We start from the raw sequence: 21,269 nt of genomic DNA, 5'->3' as shown, positions 1-21,269 counted from the left end.
GGGGGAAGCGGGCGCCCCTGACAGGAAGAGAGCAGGGGCGCCCGCGGTCCGTTCCGGCTACTTGCCGGCGATCGCCGCGAGGTCGACCGTCCAGCCGGCGGGCGTGTAGTCCGCGCCGGTCAGGTCGCTCGTCGCGACGACGATGCCGGCGTTGTTCGCGAGGGCGACGTACGGCGAGACCTCGTTCATCACGTGCTGCCAGTCGATCATCGCCTCGTTGCGGCCCTCGGGGGTGAGCTCCGCGGTCACGGCGTTGCTCGCGTCGATGGCCGACTGGTCGGCCCGCTCGAGGGTCCAGCCGGTGCGCAGCGAGGTCGAGGCGCCGGGGGCCATGTTGTTCACGAGCGACGACGAGGCCGGGTAGTTCAGGCTGTTCGGCGAGAAGTTGATCTCGTTCTTGCCCTCGGACTGCGACTGCAGGAATACGTTGATCGGCTGCGGGGTGAGCTCGATCTCGATGCCGGCCTTCTTCGCGTCCTGCTGCACCTTCGTGACGATGGTGCCGAGGTCGACGCCGCGGTAGGTGATCGCCGGGTAGACGAGCGCCACCTTCACGTCGCTGAGGCCCGCGTCGGCGAGCAGCTTCTTCGCGCCGTCGATGTCCTGCACCGGGTTCTCCGACTCGTCGAGCGCGCCGGCGAAGGCGGGCGGCACGAGACCGGCCGCGGGGGTCGCGCCCTCGCCGAAGAGCTTCGCGAGGCCCTCCCCGTCGACCGTCAGGCGCAGGGCCTTGACGAACGCCGGGTTCGAGGTGACGGCCGAGACGGCCGGGTCCTGGTTCAGGCTCAGGAAGTACGAGGTGTCGGCGACGCCCGAGACCTGGAGGTCGTCGGACAGCTCGGCGGCCTGCGGGCCGGAGAGGTCGAGGGCGATCTCGTCGCCCTTCGCCTTCGAGATGGTGAGCTTCTGGTTCTGCACGTCGACGTTCTGGATGACGACGCGGCTGTAGGCCGGCTGCTCGCCCCAGTACTTCGGGTTCGCGGTGAGCACGATCTTCGTGCTCGGGTCGTAGCTCTTCAGCACGTACGGGCCGCTGCCGAGGCTGGCGGTGTCGAGCTGGGTGCCGATCTGGTCGCTCGTGGCGGCGTCCTCGGCGTCGGTCGCGCCGAGCTTCTTCGCCTCGGCGGAGTTCAGCACGCTCGCCGCGGGCATCGCGAGGATGACCGGCACGTCGGGGTTCGGCGTCTCCGAGGTGACGACGACCGTGTCGTCGCCCTCTGCCGCGAAGTCGAGGCCCTGCACGGTCTGCGAGGCGGAGCCCTGCAGGTTCTTCAGCCGGTTGAGGCTGAAGACGGCGTCCTCGGCGGTGACGGCGGCGCCGTCGGAGAAGACCGCGTCGTCGCGGAGGGTGAAGGTCCAGGTGGTGCCGTCGCTCGACTGCTCCCAGCTCTCGGCGAGCTCGGGCTGGAGGGTCGTGACGTCCGAGCCTTCGTACGTCACCAGGGTGTCGTACAGCGCGTGCACGGCGATGTTGCCCGTCTGCTCGTACACTGTGCCGGGGTCGAGTGTCTTGACGACGAATGAGGTGTCGACGGTGAGCGTCTGGTCGCCCGCGTTGGAGGTGCTGTTGCCTCCGGCGCATCCGGCGAGCGCGAGCGTCAAGGCGACGGCGCCGGCGGGCACCGCGAGCTTGGCTGTGAGGGATCTCATGTGCTTCTTTCCCCGGTCGGCGACGGTGACGAAGGAGTCGGAGGAGCGCTCAGCCTCGCTGCCAATCAGTGCCCGGTGTCGTGTGGATGATGTTCAATCCAGGTACCATGAATTCAAGCACATTAAACACGTGCGGACTCACATGTCAAAACGCGGCCGCCCGTCACACCCAGACGGGGGACGCACAGGAAGGATGACTCAGCGTGCTCGGTGACCGATTGAAGGCCCTGCGCCAGGCCAAGGGGCTGACCCTCCGCGAGCTCTCCGAGCGGACGGGCTTGTCGGTCAGCATGCTGAGCCAGATCGAGAACGGCGCCGCCGACCCGAGCCTCGGCTCGGTGCGCAAGCTCGCCGAGGTGTTCGAGGCATCCATCGCGACCCTCTTCAGCGACCCCGACGCCCCCGCCGTGCACATCAGCCGGCCGGGTGAACGGCACAGCCTCGGCGTCGCCGACGCGAGCTTCGCCTACGAGCGGCTCACCCCCGGTCGCGGCGACCTCGAGGTGCTGCGCGCCGAGATCCCGCCCGGGCAGGCGACCTCGCCCCGCCTGTGGGGCCACCCCTCGACCGAGTGCGCCTACGTCATCTCCGGCGAGCTGACCGTCGAGCTCGGCGCCGAACGGGTGACCCTCGCGACCGGCGAGTCCGTCACGTTCGACTCGCGCGAGCCGCACCGCTACGTGAACGAGAGCGACGGCGTCACCACGATCGTCATCGCGGTGACGCCGCCGTCCCCGTAGCGGTTGGTTCGCTGAGCCCGTCGAAGCGGCGCGGCGTTCCCTTCGACAAGCTCAGGGAACCAGGGCGGCGTTCCCTTCGACGAGCTCAGGGGACCGCGCTCAGTCGCCCTTCACGTTGACGATCTGCCGCAGCGTGTGCCGCACCGCGACGAGCGACGAGGCATCCGCCATCACCCGGTCGATCGGCTTGTAGGCCTGCGGGATCTCATCGATGAAGGCATCCGTGTCCCGGAACTCGATGCCGACCATCGCCTCCCGGAGCTGCTCGTGGGTGAAGGTCTTCCTGGCCTTCGACCGCGAGTACTCCCGGCCCGCGCCGTGCGGCGAGGAGTTCAGCGACATCGGGTCTCCGAGCCCCTCCACGACGTACGAGGCGGTGCCCATCGACCCCGGGATGAGGCCCGGCCGGCCGACGTCGGCCTGGATCGCACCCTTCCGCGACACCCACACCCGCTTGCCGAAGTGCTCCTCGCTCTCGGTGAAGTTGTGGTGGCAGTTGATGCGCTCCTGCTCCTCCACCGGCACGCCGGTCCACTCGGACAGCTGCCGGATCACCCGGTCCATCATCTCCTCCCGGTTGAGCAGCGCGAAGTGCTGCGCCCACCGGAGCTCGGCGATGTACCGGGAGAACTCCGGCGTGCCCTCGACGAGGTAGGCGAGGTCGGGGTCGGGCAGCTCGATCCACCACTGCTTCGCGAGCCGCCGGGCGATGCCGATGTGCCGCTGGGCGATCTTGTTGCCGACGCCCCGGCTGCCGGAGTGCAGGAACAGCCACACCCGGTCGACCTCGTCGAGCGAGACCTCGATAAAGTGGTTGCCGCTGCCGAGGGATCCGAGCTGCTGCCGCCAGTTCCCCGCGTAGGAGGCCGGGTCGAAGCCGCTGCGCTCCGCGAGCTCCTCGAGCTCGGCGACCCGGGGCTCGGCCGTCGCGACGACCTTGCGGTTGTACTTGCCCGCGGACAGCGGGATGGCCCGCTCGATCTGCTCCCGCAGCTCCCGCCGGTCGGCGGGCAGCTCGCTCGCGTGGAACTGGGTCCGCACGGCGATCATGCCGCAGCCGATGTCGACGCCGACCGCGGCGGGGATGATCGCCCCGAGCGTCGGGATGACCGAGCCGACCGTCGCGCCGAGGCCCAGGTGGGCGTCGGGCATCAGGGCCAGGTGCGGGTGGATGAACGGCATCGTCGACGAGGTGCGCGCCTGCGCGACGGTCTGCTCGTCGAGCAGGCTCGCCCAGGAGACGAGCCGGTCGGAGAGTCTCTCCATGATGGTGATTCCTGTCTGCTTTCCCGGAGCCCGCGGTGACGGGCTCCGCTCTGGTGGGTCCTCGGGCCCGAGGGTCCACCGTCGCGCGCAGACGGAATCACCCCGGGCCTCGAAGCGGCACGGGGTGACGGTGGCGACGGATTCGCTGGCGTCAGGGTGCCGGCTCGAGAGCCTGCTCGAGCTTCGCTTCGGGGCGCTGCTCGCGCCCCGCGTTCGCGGGCTCGGCGAAGGCGGGCGTGAAGGTGCGCTGCAGAGACACGGTCACGATTCCACCTGCTTTCAGACTCCGGGGATGCCGCGCGATGGCGCAGCCTTGGAACCCTAGCGGGCCCGAGCGGCAGAGGTCAAGGCTTGTTGGTTCGCTGAGCCTGTCGAAGCGGGGCGGCGTCCCCTTCGACAAGCTCAGGGGACCAGCGCTGGTTCGCTGAGCTTGTCGAAGCGAGGCCTTGGTTCGCTGAGCCTGTCGAAGCGAGGCCTTGGTTCGCAGAGCCCGTCGAAGCGAGGCCTTGGTTCGCTGAGCCCGTCGAAGCGAACGGGCGTCCCCTTCGACAAGCTCAGGGAACCACTCAGGCTCAGGGGAGCAGACGGGCCGCGCTCGCGTCGACGAGGGCGGCGAGGAGCGCGACGCGCGGCGGCACGCTCGCGAGGTCGAGCCATTCGCTCGGGCTGTGGTCGCCGCCCCCGACGGGGCCGAGGCCGTCGAGCGTCGGCACGCCGAGGGCGGCGACGCGGTTCGCGTCGGACACCCCGCCGGTGCGGGCGAGCCCCGGCTCGAAGCCCAGCTCACGCGCGAGCTGGAGCGCCAGTTCGCCGAGCTCGCGCCCCGCCTCCGTCTCCTCGAGCGGCGCGCACTGGTCGACGACGCGCACCTCGACGCGGGTGCCGTCGACGAGCGGGCCGGCCGCCCGCTCCCGGAGCGCCACGAGCGCGCCCTCGATGACCGCGGTGCGCGTCGCCCGCATCTCGACGTGCATGGTCGCCCGGTCGGGCACGATGTTCGTGCGCTCGCCGGATCGGAGCACGCCGACGTTGACGGTCAGCTGCTCGGCGGGGTCGGCGAGCGCCTGCAGGAAGACGGTGAGGTGGGCGGCCTCGAGGGCGGCGTGCGCGCCCCGCTCCGGCTCGATGCCCGAGTGGGCGGCGACGCCGTGCACGACGAGTTCGAGGTCGGCGACCCCCTTGCGGCCGACGACGAGGTCGCCGTTCTCGCGGGCGCACTCGAGGCTGAAGGCGGCGTCCACTCCCGCGGCGAGCTCCTGGAGGACCGGGCCGCCGGCGGGCGAGCCGATCTCCTCGTCGGGGGTGAAGGCGAGCACGAGCTCGCCGTAGCGTTCGGCGCCGACGCCGATCAGGTGTCCGGCGGCGTGCAGGGCGGCGACGACGCCGGCCTTGTCGTCGGTGACGCCCGGCCCGTGCGCGTGCCCGACGTCGTCGATCGAGAACGGCCGCGCCGCGGCATCCCCCGGCTCGAAGACCGTGTCGAGGTGGGCGAACAGCATGATGCGCGCGACGCCGGCGCCGCGGCGCCGGCCGATGACCGTGTCTCCGTAGCGCGGGTCGGCGGAGGCGCGGCGTTCGACGGCGAAGCCGAGTTCGGCGAGGCGGCCGGCGACCACTTCGCCGACGCGATTGACCCCCTCCGGGTCGAGTGAGCCCGAGTCGATGCCGACGAGTTCCGCGAGGTCGCGGATGTACACCGCCTGGGCGTCTTCGGCGCGGCGGAGCAGTTCGGCAGCGAGCACGGGGCCTCCGTTCGGCGTCTGCAACATTCGTTGCAGATCACCGACGACCATACACGAACAGAAACGCTCGTTTCTGAGCGGAATCCCCGAGTTGCCCAACTTCCATGCGAGTCGGGCAACTCGATGATCGGGCGCCGCTCAGAGCAGCTCGAGCTCCTGCACGGTGCGCTCGATGCGCTCCATCCGCTCCCGCGCGGGCGGCCCGAGCCGGGTCAGCACGGCCTCGAAGATCGCTTCGATGAGCGCCATGACGGGCACGACGGAGTCGAACGGGCCGCGCTCGGAGGCGAGGCTCGACAGCACGGTGTCTGCGTCGCCGGCGCACGGCGACACCCAGCGATCGGTCACGAGCACGACGGTCGCCTTGCGCGCCTTCGCGTGCTGCACGAGCCGGCGGGTCTCGGCCTCGTAGCGACGGAAGTCGAAGACGACGAGCACGTCCCTCGCATCGAAGCCCGCCATCGTCGCAGCGCGCAGGCTCGCCATGCGCGGCACCATCTGCACCGCGGGACGCAGTTGCTGCAGGCTCGCCTGCAGGTACTCGGCGAGGAATCCGCTGTACCGCCCGCCAGCGAGCCAGACGCGGCGCTTCGGGTTCGCGATCGCGTCGACGGTGGTCGCGAAGTCGTGCTCGGACAGGCCCGCGAAGGTGGCGCGGACGTCGTCGGCGGGGGCGTCGCCGAGGGACGCGAGATCACTGGATGCCGAGGCGCCCGCCGCACCGATCCGCTCGTAGAGCGAGGCGGGCGAGGCGCTGCGCTGCTCGAGCTCGTGCCGGAGCGCGCGCTGGAAGTCGGGGAAGCCGCGGTAGCCGAGCCGGGTCGCGAAACGCACCACGGTGGCGCCGCTCACGGCGGCGAGGTCGGCGAGGCCCGCGACGGTCTCGAAGCCCGCGACCGGATAGGCGGCGAGCAGCGTGCGGGCGACCTTGCGCTCGGCCGGGCTGCAGTCGCCCATACGCTCACGGATGCGTGCGGCGACCGATTCCTCGGCGAGATCGCCCGACGCGGCGGCGGATCGAGGGGAATCGGGGTTCATCTGGGTCCTTCGGTCTGCGACGCATCTCCGTCGCCGAGCCCCGGCCGGCGATGGCGAACCCGGTCGACCGCGACATCGGACGTCGCGAGTCTAGCAACGGGCCACCCCGTGCCCGGGCGGCGAACGACTGAAATGTCCATTTCGATTCTGGACATTCTATCTCGATGTGAAATACTTGCACCGCGCATCCGGCCCCCGCCGGAGCCCGATCCCGTACTCGGAGAGGAGTACCGTGACCGCCACCCACGACGACGCCCGCGGCACCCTCGTGCTGATCGGCGGCGCGCTCGACGAGCATCCCGGCATCCTCGACCGCATCGTGCAGCTCGCGGCGAGCGCCAGTCCGGCGCCAGGACGCCCGCCGCGCATCGCGATCCTCACGACGGCGTCCGAGCCCGCCCGCTCCGCCGACGACGAGACCACGAACGACCCCGGCGTCGAGCACGACGCCGCCGACGGGCGCTACTACGCGGCACTCTTCGCCCGGCACGGCGCCGAGGGCGTTCCGATCCCCGTCGGCGTCGCTGCGGCGCCCCGGTTCCCCGGCCAGCGCTACCTCGCCGAGCACGCGGAGCGCGCCGAGCTCGCGGCCCTCGTCGACTCGTGCGACGGCGTGTTCCTCGGCGGCGGCGACCAGACGCACTACGTGCTGGCGCTGCACCGCAGCACCGGCGCCGCCGCCTCGGCCGGCGCTCCACCCTTCGGCGAGCGCCGCGACACTCCCGTGCTCACCGCGATCCGCGGGGTGCTCGCGCGCGGCGGCGTGGTCGCGGGCACGAGCGCGGGGCTCGCGGTGCAGCAGGGCGCCGGCATGGTCTCGGGCGGTGGGGTGCACGAGAGCTGGCGCCTCGGCGCCGAGGTCGGCTACGCCGACGACGAGCGGCTGCGCTATGTCCCGGCCGGGGGCCTCGGCCTCTTCCCCGAGGCGCTGCTCGACTCGCACTTCGCCGAGTGGGGCCGGCTGCCCCGGGCCATCCGCCTCGCCCGCGCGCTCGGCCGCGGCTCGCTCGTCGGCGTCGACGAGCACACGGCGCTCGTGTACGACCGCGCCACCCGCCGCGGCGAGGTCATCGGCGAGCGCGGCGTGCACCTCGTCGACGTCACCGAGAGCGAGGAGACCGACGTGGATGCCTCGGCGGCGCGCTCGGTCGGGGCAGCCGATGCCGGCGACGCGGTCACCGGGGTGCGCTGGAGCCGGCTCCTCCACGGCGACGCCATCGATTTCGGCGCCGGCCGCGTCGAGCGCGCGGGCGCCGTGCGGTCGGGTCCCGGTGCGGCCGCCGCACCCGACCCGGTCTCGGACGCCTGGGCCGCCGACGGCTCGCGACCGCTCCTCCGGCTCGCCACGCAGCTCCTCGCCTCCGGGGCGCGCACCGCGCACGGCGACTCCGCCGAGTCCGAGCCGCGCTACCGCACCACCCTCTGCCGCGACGAGCGCACCGTCTGGACCGCCGACGGCGGCTTCGGCGAACTGCTCGTCTCGATCGCCCCGGCGCCGGTCACCGCGCCACCCGCAGACGAGCTCATCCCCACCACCACAGCAGTCCCCATCACCACAGCAGTCCCCATCACCACAGAGGAAGGCGCACCATGCCCACACCCGTGACCGGAGCATCCGGCATCCCCCGCCGTCGGCGGAGCCTCCGCCGTGCGAGCGCCGTCTCCGCGATCGTCGCGTCCGGCGCGCTCGTGCTGAGCGGCTGCGCGGCGTCCGGCGACGGCGGCGACGCCGCGAAGGACGTCGTCAACGTCGTGACGCCCGCGCAGCCGTCGACGCTCGACCCGCAGATCTCGACCGAGTCGATCATGGGCGAGATCACCGGTTCGATCTACGAGACCCTCGTCGTCACCGACGAGAATCTCGTCCCGCAGCCGATGCTCGCCGAGTCGTTCGAGCGCAGCGACGACGGCCTCGAGTACACCTTCGTCCTGCGCGAGGGCGTGAAGTTCCACGACGGCTCCGATCTCACCGCGACCGACGTCGTCGACTCGATGAACCGCTGGACGCGGGTCTCGATCGCCGCCGACGGCGCGTTCGACGGCTCCGAGTGGACCGAGGTCGACGACTCCACCGTGAAGCTCACGGTGCCGACGGCGAGCTTCCTGCACCTGCTGTACCTCTCGGACATCGGCACCTCGTACCCGGCGATCATGCCCTCCGAGGTCATCGAGGAGTTCGGCGACGAGCCCGTGCAGGACATCGTCGGCACCGGTCCGTACACGCTCAAGGAGTGGGACGCCGACCAGCGGATCGTCATCGAGAAGTGGGACGACTACCAGTCGGTCGACGCTCCGTCGAGCGGTCGCGCCGGAGCGAAGGACGCCGTGCTGAACGAGGTCGTCTTCAGCTTCGTCCCGGATGCCGCGACGCGCACCATGGGCATGCAGTCGGGCCAGTACGACGTCACCCCCGAGCTGCCGTTCGACGGGCTGACGCAGTTCCAGGAGGACCCGAACCTCGTCCTCGGCACCTACACGATCGGCCCGATCAACCTCGTCTACAGCGACCGCGCCGGCGGCCCGTTCGAGAACGTCGTCAACCGACAGGCGGTGAACACGGCGCTCGACCGCGACCCGATCATGCTCGCCTCGGTCGGCTCCGAGGAGCTGTACGACCTCGTGCACCACAACATGACCGAACCGCAGCAGGCGATCTGGGACACCGAGGTCGGCAAGGCCGCGTTCAACTCGGCCGACACTGCGGCGGCGAAGGCGCTCCTCGCCGAGGGCGGCTACGCCGGCGAGCCCGTCACGCTGCTCGTCACCCGCGACTACACCGAGGCCTACAACGCCGCAGTCGTCGTCGCCGAGCAGCTCAAGGGCATCGGGGTCGACGTCAAGCTGGAGGCGCTCGAGTGGGCCTCGTACTTCGACAAGTACAAAGAGGGCCGCGACGAGTGGGACCTCACGATCATCCCGCAGGGCACCGTCACCGACCCGACGCAGACCGTCGGCTTCCTGCCGAACCGCGCGGGCTACTACGACACCCCCGAGCTGCACGATCTGCTCGCGCGCTTCCGCGCGGCGCCGACGCAGGACGATGCGACCCTGATCTTCGACGAGATGCAGCAGTACATCGAGACGTACCGCCCGCTCACCCGCCTCGGCGACGCGCACAACGTGTACGCGGCGAGCAAGGACCTCGAGCTGCCGGTGTTCAACTCGCACTTCGTGTGGTGGAACGCCAGCTGGAAGTGACCGGCTGAACGCCCGGGGCGGGTGAGTCGGAGCACGAAGCTCCGCCCCGTCCGCCCCATCCCCCGCTCCCCCTCGTCCCCGGAGACCCGATGCTCAGATTCATCTTCCGACGGCTGCTCAGCCTGCTGCCTGTCCTCTTCGTCGTATCGGTGGTGATCTTCTCGCTCATCCACCTGACGCCCGGCGACCCGGCCCGCGCCATCCTCGGGCAGAACGCGACGAACGAGCAGGTCGCCGCGCTCCGCGAGAGCATGGGCCTCGACCGGCCCCTCGTCGAGCAGTACCTCGGCTGGGTCGGCGGCGTGCTCACCGGCGACTTCGGGGATTCCTACTTCCTGCGCAAGAGCGTGACGGAGGCGATCGGGGACAACGCGGTGCCGACCATCCAACTCGCCGTGATCGCGATCATCGTCGCCATCGTGCTCTCGGTGCCGTTCGGCACCCTCGCCGCACGATTCCGCGGCGGTCGGCTCGACCGCTCGGTGATGGGCTTCACCCTGATCGGCATGACGGTGCCGAGCTTCGTGCTCGCCCTCGCCCTGATGGTCGTGTTCGGCCTGATGCTGCGCTGGCTGCCGATCTCGGGCTACGTGAACCCCTTCGAGGACTTCGCCGGCGGCATCCGCACCCTGATCATGCCGGGCATCGCGCTCGGCGCGATCACGGCCGCCCTGATCACCCGCACCACCCGGGCCGCCGTGCTCGACGTGCTGAACGCCGACTACATCGACGCGGCCCGCTCCCGCGGTGTCGCCGAGGGCCGGCTGCTGTTCAGCCACACCCTGAAGAACGCGAGCCTGCCGGTGCTCACCATCATCGGCCTCTCGCTCGGCGGGCTCGTCACGGGGGCCGCCGTCACCGAGACGATCTTCAACATCCCGGGCCTCGGGCAGCTGCTCGTCACCTCGATCGCCCGCCGCGACTACCCCGTCATCCAGGGCGTGATCCTCTTCGTCACCCTCATCTACCTGCTCACGAACCTGCTCATCGACCTGCTCTACGGCATCGTCGACCCGCGGGTGCGCGTCGGAAAGGCCTGAGCGATGGCCCCCACCTCCCCCGCGACCGCGAACACCGCAGCGCCCAGCACCACGGTGCTCGCCATGCAGCCGGCCGCAGGCCGCGACTCGCTGTGGCGCCGCATGCTCGGCAACACCGGGCTCATGACCGGCCTCGTCGTCATCGTGGTCATCTTCGTCGTCTCCTACGTGCTGCCGCCGCTGCTGCAGCTCGACCCCTATGCGGTCGACCCCGCGAACCGGCTCGCGCCGCCCTCGCCGGAGCATCTCTTCGGCACCGACAACTTCGGCCGCGACCTGTTCGCGCGCATCGTCTCCGGCGCCTCGACCTCGCTCCTCGTCGGCTTCGTCGTCGCCCTCGTGAGCGGCGTGCTCGGCGCGATCATCGGCATCGCCGCTGTCTTCAACAGCGTGCTCGACCAGGTGCTGATGCGCATCTGCGACGGCCTCATGGCGATCCCCGCCATCCTGCTCGCCGTCGCGCTCACCGCAGCCCTCGGGCCCAGCGTCACGAACCTCGTGATCGCCCTCACGATCGTCTACACGCCCGGCATCGCGCGGCTGGTGCGGTCCCGGGCGCTCGCGGTCACGTCGGAGACCTTCGTCACCGCGAGCACGATGCAGGGCGCCGGCATGCTGCACCTGATGTGGCGGCACATCCTGCCGAACACGCTCTCGGTGCTCGTCGTGCAGTCCACCTTCACCTTCGCCGAGTCCGTCATCACCGAGGCGGCGATGAGCTTCCTCGGCGCCGGCGTGCCGGCCCCGCAGGCGAGCTGGGGCAACATCCTCTACGACGGCAAGTCGGTGCTGATGCAGGCGCCGCAGATGATCCTCATCACGAGCGGCTTCCTGATCGTGACGGTGCTCGCGCTCAACCTCATCGGCGACGGCCTGCGCGACCTCGTCGACCAGCGCTCGCGCTCCCTCGTCGGCAAGCCGGGCGTCTTCGCCCGCATGGCCGCCGTCGTCACGCCCGGCCGATTCCGTCAGGAGGTGAAGCGATGACCGGCGAGCCCACCGCGCCGCTCCACTTCGAGGAGCTCACGCTCGACATCGACACCCCGCAGGGCACTGTGCACGCGGTGCGCGGCGTCACCCTCGAGCTGCAGCGTGGCGAGATCCTCGCCATCGTCGGGGAGTCGGGGTCCGGCAAGACGCTGACGGCTCGGGCCGCGCTCGGCCTGCTGCCGCCGCGGACCCGCACCGGCGGACGGGTGCTGCTCGGCGGCGCCGACGTGCTGCAGGCCGCGCCCGACGCGCTCCGCGCGATCCGCGGCGGCGAGGCGGCCATGATCTTCCAGGAACCCTCGACCGCGCTGAACCCGGTCTTCCCGATCGGCTGGCAGCTCGAGGAGGGACTGCGCGCGCACGGCGTGTCCGAGCCGGCCGAGCGCCGCCGGCGGACGGTCGACATGCTCCGCGCGGTCGGCATCCCCGACCCCGAGCGCCGCCTCGGCGACTACCCGCACCAGTTCTCGGGCGGCCAGAAGCAGCGCATCGTGATCGCCATGGCGCTGGCCCTGCGGCCGTCGGTCATCATCGCCGACGAGCCGACGACGGCGCTCGACGTGACGGTGCAGGCCGAGATCCTCGAGCTGCTCCGCGAGTGCCGCGACGAGTTCGGCGCCTCGATCGTGCTGATCACGCACAACATGGGCGTCGTGGCCGACCTCGCCGACCGGGTCGCGGTCATGTACCGCGGCGAGCTCGTCGAGCTCGCCCCCGTCGACGAGCTGTTCCGTGCGCCGCGCGAGGCGTACACACGGCAGCTGCTCGCCGCGGTCCCACGGCTCGGCGGTGGACGGGACGAGCCGGATGCCTCGCCGGCATCCGTCTCGTCGGCGGCATCCGCCGTCCCGGTCGCCCCGGCCCCGACCCCGGCCCCGTCGGCGGCGACCGCCCCGGCCGTGCTGCTCGATGGCGTCGACATCGAGTACCGCAGCGGCTTCGGCACGAAGCCCGTTCGCGCCGTGCGCGGGGTCTCGCTGGAGATCGCCCGGGGCGAAGTCGTGGGCCTCGTCGGCGAGTCCGGCTCGGGCAAATCGACGATCGGCCGCGCCATCGGCGGGCTCGAGACCGTCGCCACCGGCCGCCTGGAGGTGCTCGGCGTCGAGCTCCGCGGTCAGTCGCGGCGCCGCTTGCGCGCGCTCCGTCGCCGGATCGGCTTCGTCTTCCAGGACCCGGCGGCCTCGTTCAACTCCTTCATGACGATCGAGGACTGCGTCATCGAGCCGATGCGCATCCACCGCGTGGCCGGTGGCCGCTCGACGCACCGCGCCCGCGCGACGGAGCTGCTCGACGCTGTCGAGCTCCCCGGCTCCTACGCGAGCCGGTACCCCTTCGAGCTCTCCGGCGGGCAGCGCCAGCGGGTGGGCCTCGCCAGGGCGCTCGCCCTCGATCCGGAGCTCGTGATCGCCGACGAGCCCACCTCCGCCCTCGACGTCTCGGTGCAGGCGCGCGTGCTCGACATCTTCACGTCCCTGCAGCGCGAACTGGGCTTCGCCGCGCTGTTCATCAGCCACGACCTCGCCGTCGTCGAGCTCCTCGCCGACCGCGTCGGCGTGCTGCAGGGCGGCGAGCTCGTCGAGCTCGGGGCGACCGAGCAGGTGCTGCACGCCCCGGAGCATCCGTACACCCAGCAGCTCATCGCCGCAGTGCCGGTTCCCGACCCCGAGGTGCAGCGGCTGCGGCGCCGGGCCGAGGACCCGGGCCATCCCCTGCTCGACGCGGAGGCGATCGCGTGACCGCCGCCGCTCCCACCGTCCGAGCCGATCTCGTGCTCCTCGGCGGCCTCGTCCGCACCGGCCACGAGCCGGACGGTTCGGTGTCCGACGCGCCGCCGCAGGCGGTCGCCGTCAGCGGGCAGCGGATCGTCGCCGTCGGCTCCCGGGCCGAGGCCGCGGCCTGGGACACGAGGGATGCCGAGCTCGTCGAACTCGGCGACGCGACCATCACCGCCGGCTTCGTGGACGGGCACGTGCACCCGCTCTCCGGCGCCGAGTCCCGGCACCGGGCGCTGCTGCTGCACGACTGCACCTCCGTCGAGGAGGTCGCCGAACGCCTCGCCGCCTTCGCCGCCGAGCGCGGGCCCGGGGAGTGGATCCGCGGCTTCGGCCTCTCCTTCGACCTCTTCGTCGGCGGCGAGCTGACGAACGCCCCCTTCGCCGAGGCCTTCGGCGGACGCCCCGGCTACCTGCTCCTGTTCGACGGGCACGCGATCATCGCGAGCCCGCGCGCCCTCGAACTCGCCGGCATCGACGGGCCGCGCGACTTCGGCAACAACGCATCCATCGAGGTCGACGCCGAGGGCCGCCCGACCGGCTATCTCGTCGAATCCGACGCGGAGATGCTCGTCACGGAGCTCTACCCGCGCATGCCGTTCGAGGAGCGCGTCGCCGCGGTGCGCGACAAGCTCGCAGAGTTCGCGGCGAGCGGCTACACCTCGCTGCACCAGCTCAACATGGAACCCGGCGACCTCGACGTGCTGCGCGCCATCGAGGCGCAGGGCGAGCTCCCGGTGCGCGTGCGGGTCTCGCCGATCTGGCGGGCCACCGATCCCGGCGAGCAGACACTCCACCGCCTCGTCGAGCTGCAGGGCGTCGGCGGCCGGCGCTGGCAGGTCGAGGGCGTGAAGTTCATGCTCGACGGCAGCATCGACAACGGCTCCGCCTGGCTGTTCGACGCCGACACCGCCGGCGGCGGACTGCAGCCGTACTGGGTGCCGTCCGAGACCTTCACCCGCGCGCTGCACGCCCTCGCGGAGCGCGGAGTGCCGACGGCGACGCACGCGATCGGCGATCGCGCGGTCGAGTTCGTGCTCGACGCCGTCGCCACCATCCCGGTGCATGCGCCACGGGTCACGCACCGCATCGAGCACCTCGAGACGATCCCCGACCGGCTCCTGCCCCGCTTCGCGGAGCTCGGCGTGCCGGCGAGCGTGCAACCGATCCACGCGTTCGCGCAGCGGCCCGACGGCTGCGACATGTGGACGACGCTCCTCGGCCGCGGCTCGGAGCGCGCCGCGCACGGCTGGCGGGTCGCCGACCTCGACGCCGCCGGCGCGCTCGTCGTGCTCGGCTCGGACTGGCCCGTCGAGGAGTTCGACGGACGCCGCGTGTTCGCCGCGAACGTGACCCGGCGCCGACACGGCTCCGCCCGGCCCGCCATCGATCCGCATCAGGCGCTCTCGCCGGCGCGTACGCTCGTCGCCATGACCCGCAACGCCTGGACCTCGATCGACCGCCCCGGCGAGGGCGCCGTCGTACCCGGTGCGATCGCCGACCTCGCGGTGTTCCGCGACGATCCGCTCACGAGCGAGCCCGACCGCTTCGCCGAGACGGAGGTGCTGCTCACCGTCGTCGGCGGGCGGGTGAGCCATCGCTCGGGCGGCGATGCCGCGAGCGGTGGGCAGCCGGCGTGACGGGAGCCACGGCGGTCGCCCAGCTCCGCTCGGTGCGCCTGCTCGGCCGTCCCGAGCTGCTCGACGTGAGCCTCCAGGCCGGCGAGCGGGCAGGCGAGGCCCGGATCGCCGCCGTCACCCCCGCCGGCAGCACGCCCGCGACGACCGACTCGATCGACGCGGAGGGCCGCTTCCTCACCTCCGGGCTCTGGGACGAGCACGTGCACTTCGGGCAGTGGGCGGCCCGATCGGGCCGCCTCGACCTCGGCGAGCTCACCGACGCACGGCGCGCACTCGACCGGGTCGCGGCTGCGGTCGCCGATGCCGACGCCCGCGGCACGACGGACCGGATCGTCGCGATGCGCGCCCGCGGCGACGACTGGACCGGGCGGATGTCGCGGCAGCTCCTCGACGAGGCCGCGGGCTCGACACCGGTCGTGCTGATCACGGCAGATCTGCACGGCGCCTGGCTGAACTCCGCGGCCCTTCGCCGGCACGGCCTGCCCGAGACCGGCGACGGGCACCTCGTCGAAGACGCCTGCTTCGCCCTCCTGCGGGAGCTCGACTCCGGCGCCGACGCGGAGCTCGACGGCCGGGTCGTCGAAGCCGGTACCGCGGCCGCCCGCCGCGGCGTCGTCGGCGTCGTCGACTTCGAGATGCGCTGGGGCGTCTCGGACTGGGCGCGGCGCGAGGCATCCGGATTCCGCTCCCTCCGCGTCGAGACGGCGATCTACCCGCACGAGCTGGAACGGGCGATCGCGCTCGGCCTGCGCAGCGGCGACCCGATCGGCTCGGCCGGACGGATCACGGTCGGCCCGCTGAAGGTCATCACCGACGGCTCACTCGGCACCGCCACCGCGTGGTGCTGCGACCCCTATCCCGACGGCGGGCACGGCCGCACCCTGTGGCCCTCGGCCGAGCTCGAGGCGCTGCTCCGCCGTGCGAGCACGGCCGGACTCGAGCTCGCCGTGCACGCGATCGGCGACCGGGCGAACACCGAGGTGCTCGACGCCTTCGAGCGCACCGGCACCGCCGGCCGGATCGAGCACGCGCAGCTGCTCTCCGACGCCGACCTCGAGCGCTTCGCCCGGCTCGGCATCACCGCGAGCGTGCAGCCCGCGCACCTCCTCGACGACCGCGAGAACGCCGGCCGGCTCTGGGCGGGACGCCAGCACCGCGCCTACCGCTTCGCCTCGCTGCACCGCGCAGGCGGCCGGCTCGTGTTCGGCTCCGACGCCCCGGTCGCCCCCCTCGATCCGTGGCTCGCCGTGCAGGCGGCCGTGCTGCGCTCCCGCCCCGGCGAAACGCCGTGGTCGCCGGAGGAGCGGCTCCCCGTCGCCCTCGCCCTCGCCGCCTCGATGCGCGGCCCGTTACGCCCGGGCCCGGGCGACCCGGCCGACCTCGTGCTGCTCGACGCCGACCCGCTCGCGGCGGAGCCGGAGGAGCTCGCCGGAGTCACGGTGGCAGCGACGCTCGTGGGCGGCGTGCCGACCCATCTCGCTGACTGAGCCTGGTCGGAGCGGGCCTTGGTTCGCTGAGCCCGTCGAAGCGGGGCCGTGGTTCGCTGAGCCCGTCGAAGCGAGCGGGCGCCCCCCTTCGACAAGCTCAGGGGACCAGGGCTGGTTCGCTGAGCCTGTCGAAGCGGGGCGGCGTCCCCTTCGACAAGCTCCCTTCGACAAGCTCAGGGGACCAACCGCCGCACCGCGCAACACGCCGTCATGCGACGACACGCTCCGCGACGGGCCGCCCGTCATATCCCGTCACCGGCATACTTCCGCCGTCACCCGCGTACTCCGGATGACATCCCGGCACGAGGCATCCGCCGCGGGCCGTAGCGTCCCTGGTCATGCACCAGTTCGACCCTTCCTCCTCCCCGCGATCCGGCCGGCACCATGGCTGAGCCCGACTGGCTCGCCCTCGCCGCGACGGGCGTCGTCGCCGCCCTCTTCGTCGGCCTCTTCCTGCTCCGCCGGCGCGGCGCCGGCTTCACGCTCCTGACCGTCGTCGCCCTCGTCGTCGGCGTCGCCGCGGGACTCGCGTTCCAGGGCCACCTCGCCTACGTCGACGTGATCGGCACGATCTACATCAACGTCATCACGGCGTTCGTGGCGCCCCTCGTCGTCGTCTCGGTGCTCTCGAGCGTCACCTCGCTCGGCAGCATCGCGAAGCTCCGCACGATCGGGCTGAGCTCGGTGTTCTGGCTGCTGCTCACGAACCTCCTCGCCATCCTCCTCACGCTCGGGCTCGCTCTCGCGACGGGCGTCGGTCGTGGCGCGCAGCTCGAGCTCGCGGGGGTCGACGGCGACTCGCTCACCGGACTGCTCCGCCCGCTCGACCAGGTGATCGTCGGGCTCTTCCCCTCGAACCTGGCGAACGACCTCGGCGCGAACAACCTCATCGGACTCATCCTGTTCGCCATCCTGATCGCGGTCTCCTACCTCCTCGTCGCGGACCGCAAGCCGGAGAAGGTGCGGGCGTTCAAGGAGCTGGTGGATGCCACGCGCCGGGTGTTCTTCAAGGCGGTGGGCTTCATCATCGCGCTCACCCCCTACGCGGTGCTCGCACTGGTCGCCTCGACCACCTCGACCGCGGTCGCCCGGCTCGAGACCGCGACCGCACTGCTCGGCGTGCTCGTCATCGCGCTCGTGGCGTGCTTCGTCGACGCGTACCTCGTGAACGGCGTGCTCGTGCGCGTCTTCGCCGATCTGAACCCGTTCCGCTTCTTCCGGCTGATCACGCCGCCGCAGTACACGGCATTCACCACCCAGTCGAGCCTCGGCACCCTGCCGCTCACGATCGCGACCCTCACCCGCAGGGTGGGCGTCTCGCCCGAGGTCGCCGGCTTCACGGCGCCGATCGGCACGACGATCGGGATGCCGGGATGCGCCGGCATCTGGCCGACGCTCGTCGCGGTGTTCAGCGTGCAGGCGCTCGGCATCCAGTACACGCCGCTCGACTACGTCGTCCTCGTCGTGCTCGGGCTCCTCGTCTCGCTCGGCACGGCCGGCGTGCCCGGCACCGCGATCATCACCGCGACAGCCGTGCTCACCGCGGTCGGGCTGCCGATCGAGGTGCTCGTGCTGCTCATCCCGATCAGCGCCGTGGCCGGCACCGCCAGCACCATGGCGAACGTCACCGCCGCCGCGACGGCGTCGGCGATCGTCGCCCGTCGCGCCGGTGCGCTCGACGACGAGACCTTCGCCGGCCGCCGTGCGGTCGCCGACGACGGCGATCGGGACACGGTCGCCGACCCCGCCGCCGCAGCGGCCTCCGCCGCATCCACCCGCCGCATCGACGGCCCGACCTCCGAAGGATTCGCACGATGACCCACCACCGCCGCCCCGGCCGGCTGCGCAGCCTCGCCGCCGCCATCGCGCTCGCGATCTCGGTCCCCACGTTCCTGCTGGTGTGGGCCTCGCCCGCCAACGCCGCGGGAGACGTCTGCGACCTCTGCTCCATCAACTTCGACCTGACCGCCTGCGAGGGACTCGGCGGCTACCCGTACGACAGCACCCAGGAGGACCCGCCGCCCGCGATCTCCGGCGGCGGCAGCGGTCCTGCGCCGAAGCCGGAGCCGCAGCCCCAGCCGCAGCAGCCGGCGCCGGCCGCACCCGCGCCCTCGGGTGGTTCGTCCGGCGGCAGCTCGGGCGGATCGTCCGGGGAGACCGTTCCCGAGGACGGCGGCGACGGCGGCGCCCCGGTCGACGGCGGCGCGCAGCAGCCCGCGGCCGTGGCCGCCACCGCCCCCGTGGCCCCGGCCGCCCCGAAGCTCGCCGCGACGGGCACGTCGCTCACGGTCAGCTGGACGGCGCCGGCCGACGGCGGCTCGCCGCTCACCGGGTACCGGATCTCACTGAACGGCGGTACCGCGATCCCCGTCACCGGGACCTCGACGAGCTACACCTTCGCGAAGCTCGCCGCCGGCAAGTACACCGCGACCGTCGTCGCCGTGAACGCGATCGGGGCGGGCACGGCGTCGGCGAGCTCCACTCCCGTCGTCATCGACGGGCCCGCCGCCGCCACGGCGACCGCGAAGGCCACGGCGACGGCGAACACGAGTGACGAGGTCCCGGGCTGGCTCGCCGGGGCCGGCCTCCTGGTCGTGCTCGTCGGCGTCGGCGCGCTCGCCCTCCTCGTCCGCAGGCTGCGCTCGCGGCCCGCTGCGGCCACGAATGCCGCGTCCACGAACGCCGCCGAGCCCGACGGCGCCGAGGCATCCGCTGCCGACGGCCCGGCCGACGCCGCCCGCTGACCCGTCCCGCTCCACCCCGCATCCCGCCACGAAAGGACCCACCCATGCCCCAGCACCTTCGACGACGACCGCGACTCGCGGCCCTCGCCGCGACCATCGCCCTCGCCGGAGCCGGCCTCGCCGGCACGGCCGCGTTCGCCGCTCCCGCCGCCGCGGCACCCGCGAGCGGCGGTGCCGCGATCGACACCGTCGACTACCTCGCCGACACCTACGGGCTCGAGGACAGCCCGATCGAGACCGTCACCTTCGAGCGCTTCGAGTGGCTGCTGAACCAGCCCGGCCGCTTCGCGTTCCTCATCGGCGGCCCGGCCGACGCCCGCACCACCGAGACGATCGCCTCGATCGACGCAGCAGCGAAAGCGGCCGGCGTCGAGCGGGTCTACGCCTTCGACCCGCGGCTCGACGGCGCCGCGCTCGATCTCCGCACCACGACGAATCCGGACGTCGCCCCGCTCTGGGCGCGGCTCGTCTCGCAGTACCTCGGCAAGGACGTGCAGACCCCCTTCGGCGGCGCCGCCGACCCGTACTTCTTCGTCTACGACCGCTCGCACACCGACGGCGGCGCAGAGGACCGGATCGTCAGCGCGCTCACCGCACCGGTCGCCGCGGGCGCGCTCGCCGATCCCGCGGCCCGCGCCGCCTACCGGGCGGAGGTCGCGGCCGCGATCGGCGACGGCGCCGCCATCGACGCGCTCAGCCAGTTCGCGTTCGCCGACGACGTCATCGACGCGAAGCACCTCGCCCAGTACCGCGGCGGCGAGGCGTACGGGCCGAACACGATCATCGACGAGGCCGACGCCGACTGGCGCATCCAGACGATCACCTATCCCGAGCTCGTGCACCTGCTCGACCGCGACGGCGACTACGTGCTCTTCTTCGGCGGAACGTGGTGCCACAACACCCGCGCGGTGCTGAAGGACGTCAACCGCCAGGCCGTCGCGAACGGGGTCTCGAAGGTGTACTTCTTCGACCTGCGCCTCGACGGGGCCTCGGCGAACGACCTCCACATCCGCGACACGAACTCGGACTACGCGCACCTCTACGGCGACCTCGTGACGACGTACCTGCCGAACCTCAAGACGCAGTACGTGCCCGGGGTGAGCGGGCAGGTCGACTACCGTCCGGGCGGCGACGCCGCCGCTGGGCTCGTGTCCGCGAAGAAGCTGCAGGTGCCGTACGTGTTCGAGTACCAGCGCGGGCGCACCGTCGACGGGCAGGCCGCCCCGGTCGTGCGCGAGTGGATCCGCGACAACGGCGACGGCACCTTCAAGGAGTACATGACCGAGTGGTGGTACGTGAACGACCGCGAAGGCCGCTTCGCCACCTCGCCCGACCCGGTGAAGCTCGCCGAGCAGCTCGCCTTCGCCGACGAGGCGATCGCCCAGCTCGACGCCTTCTTCGCGAAGGTCGGCACCGGCGACGGCACGGGCGGACCGGTCGACCCGGTGGACCCCGAGCCCACCGACCCGACGACGGTGAAGGGCACCGTCGCGGTGACCGGGCAGCTGCGCCCCGGCGGCACCGTGACCGTCGAGGGCGCGGACCTCGCCACCGGCACCGCCGGCTTCTCGGTGGAGCTGCACTCGGCGCCGCAGCAGCTCGGCACGGTCTCGACCGACGCGAGCGGGGCGTTCCGCCTCACGGCGACGATCCCGGCGGCGACGCCCGCCGGCGCGCACACGGTGCTCGTGCTCATCAATGGGGTGACGGTCGCCTCGACGCCCGTGACGATCACCGCGACGAACCCCGGCGGCACCGCCGGCGGAACGGGCGGCGGCAGCGCTGGCGCGAGCTCCGGGAGTGGAGCGGGCACCGGGACGGATGCCTCGGGCCTCGCCTCGACCGGAACCGGATTCGTCGACGTGCTCGGCTGGTCGGCGCTCGGCCTCCTCGCGGCCGGCCTCGCGGCGTTCCTCCTCGCGCGGCGTCGTCGCCTGGTTCGCTGAGGCCGCCCCTTCGACG

The 21,269-nt window shown here is 72.3% G+C and carries 15 protein-coding genes and 1 pseudogene; 11 read left to right on the top strand and 5 right to left on the bottom strand.

What is annotated here, in order from left to right:
• Positions 1–57 precede the first annotated feature (57 nt).
• Positions 58–1,650: an ABC transporter substrate-binding protein gene (locus M3147_RS11940; RefSeq protein WP_251203695.1), complete on the bottom strand. Its 1,593-nt coding sequence runs from the start codon at positions 1,648–1,650 to the stop codon at positions 58–60.
• 203 nt (positions 1,651–1,853) lie between these two features.
• Between M3147_RS11940 and M3147_RS11935 the strand changes: the two genes are divergently transcribed.
• Positions 1,854–2,390: a cupin domain-containing protein gene (locus tag M3147_RS11935; protein ID WP_251203694.1), complete on the top strand. Its 537-nt coding sequence runs from the start codon at positions 1,854–1,856 to the stop codon at positions 2,388–2,390.
• A gap of 99 nt (positions 2,391–2,489) precedes the next feature.
• On the opposite strand, the gene M3147_RS11930 is transcribed toward M3147_RS11935, so the two are convergent.
• The 4 genes and pseudogenes from M3147_RS11930 to M3147_RS11920 all read right to left on the bottom strand — a co-directional run bounded on the left by M3147_RS11930 (position 2,490) and on the right by M3147_RS11920 (position 6,436).
• Positions 2,490–3,656: an RtcB family protein gene (locus M3147_RS11930; protein ID WP_251203693.1), complete on the bottom strand. Its 1,167-nt coding sequence runs from the start codon at positions 3,654–3,656 to the stop codon at positions 2,490–2,492.
• A 344-nt stretch (positions 3,657–4,000) separates the two neighbouring features.
• A pseudogene (locus M3147_RS19635) lies at positions 4,001–4,168 on the bottom strand (hypothetical protein); the annotation flags it as partial.
• Between the two features lie 60 nt (positions 4,169–4,228).
• On the bottom strand, positions 4,229–5,398 hold the full coding sequence (locus tag M3147_RS11925; protein ID WP_251203692.1) for a M20 family metallopeptidase: 1,170 nt from the start codon (positions 5,396–5,398) through the stop codon (positions 4,229–4,231).
• Positions 5,399–5,536: 138 nt separating this feature from the next.
• The gene (locus M3147_RS11920) at positions 5,537–6,436 is read right to left on the bottom strand and encodes a MurR/RpiR family transcriptional regulator (protein ID WP_251203691.1); all 900 of its coding nucleotides are present in this window, start codon (positions 6,434–6,436) and stop codon (positions 5,537–5,539) included.
• Positions 6,437–6,668: 232 nt separating this feature from the next.
• On the opposite strand from M3147_RS11920, the gene M3147_RS11915 reads away from it, so the two are divergent.
• The 10 genes from M3147_RS11915 (at position 6,669) to M3147_RS11870 (ending at position 21,253) form a co-directional block, all read left to right on the top strand.
• Entirely contained in the window at positions 6,669–8,042 is a 1,374-nt protein-coding gene (locus M3147_RS11915) for a cyanophycinase (RefSeq protein ID WP_251203690.1), read from the top strand.
• The gene (locus tag M3147_RS11910) at positions 8,027–9,634 is read left to right on the top strand and encodes an ABC transporter substrate-binding protein (RefSeq protein ID WP_251203689.1); all 1,608 of its coding nucleotides are present in this window, start codon (positions 8,027–8,029) and stop codon (positions 9,632–9,634) included. Before M3147_RS11915 ends, M3147_RS11910 begins: the two co-directional genes overlap by 16 nt.
• Positions 9,635–9,723: 89 nt before the next feature.
• Positions 9,724–10,674, top strand: coding sequence for an ABC transporter permease (locus M3147_RS11905; RefSeq protein WP_189083467.1), 951 nt, complete (start codon positions 9,724–9,726; stop codon positions 10,672–10,674).
• Positions 10,675–10,677: 3 nt separating this feature from the next.
• A complete protein-coding gene (locus M3147_RS11900; protein ID WP_251203688.1) occupies positions 10,678–11,661 on the top strand; it encodes an ABC transporter permease in 984 nt (327 codons plus the stop codon).
• Positions 11,658–13,400: a dipeptide ABC transporter ATP-binding protein gene (locus tag M3147_RS11895; protein WP_251203687.1), complete on the top strand. Its 1,743-nt coding sequence runs from the start codon at positions 11,658–11,660 to the stop codon at positions 13,398–13,400. Before M3147_RS11900 ends, M3147_RS11895 begins: the two co-directional genes overlap by 4 nt.
• Complete coding sequence (locus M3147_RS11890; protein WP_251203686.1) at positions 13,397–15,076, top strand: amidohydrolase; 1,680 nt, start codon at positions 13,397–13,399, stop codon at positions 15,074–15,076. Before M3147_RS11895 ends, M3147_RS11890 begins: the two co-directional genes overlap by 4 nt.
• The gene (locus tag M3147_RS11885; protein WP_251203685.1) at positions 15,073–16,563 is read left to right on the top strand and encodes an amidohydrolase; all 1,491 of its coding nucleotides are present in this window, start codon (positions 15,073–15,075) and stop codon (positions 16,561–16,563) included. The genes M3147_RS11890 and M3147_RS11885 overlap by 4 nt, the downstream gene beginning before the upstream one ends.
• A gap of 384 nt (positions 16,564–16,947) precedes the next feature.
• Entirely contained in the window at positions 16,948–18,381 is a 1,434-nt protein-coding gene (locus tag M3147_RS11880; protein ID WP_251203684.1) for a dicarboxylate/amino acid:cation symporter, read from the top strand.
• Positions 18,378–19,307 carry a fibronectin type III domain-containing protein gene (locus M3147_RS11875; RefSeq protein ID WP_251203683.1) on the top strand — a complete coding sequence of 310 codons (930 nt, stop codon included), beginning with the start codon at positions 18,378–18,380 and terminating at the stop codon, positions 19,305–19,307. The genes M3147_RS11880 and M3147_RS11875 overlap by 4 nt, the downstream gene beginning before the upstream one ends.
• A gap of 44 nt (positions 19,308–19,351) precedes the next feature.
• Positions 19,352–21,253, top strand: coding sequence for a hypothetical protein (locus M3147_RS11870; protein WP_251203682.1), 1,902 nt, complete (start codon positions 19,352–19,354; stop codon positions 21,251–21,253).
• Positions 21,254–21,269 lie beyond the last annotated feature (16 nt).

The organism is Agromyces mediolanus, from assembly GCF_023715325.1.
GTDB lineage: Bacteria > Actinomycetota > Actinomycetes > Actinomycetales > Microbacteriaceae > Agromyces > Agromyces mediolanus_A.
Note: the sequence above shows the minus strand (reverse complement) of the source record. Positions and strands in the feature narration are given on the sequence as shown.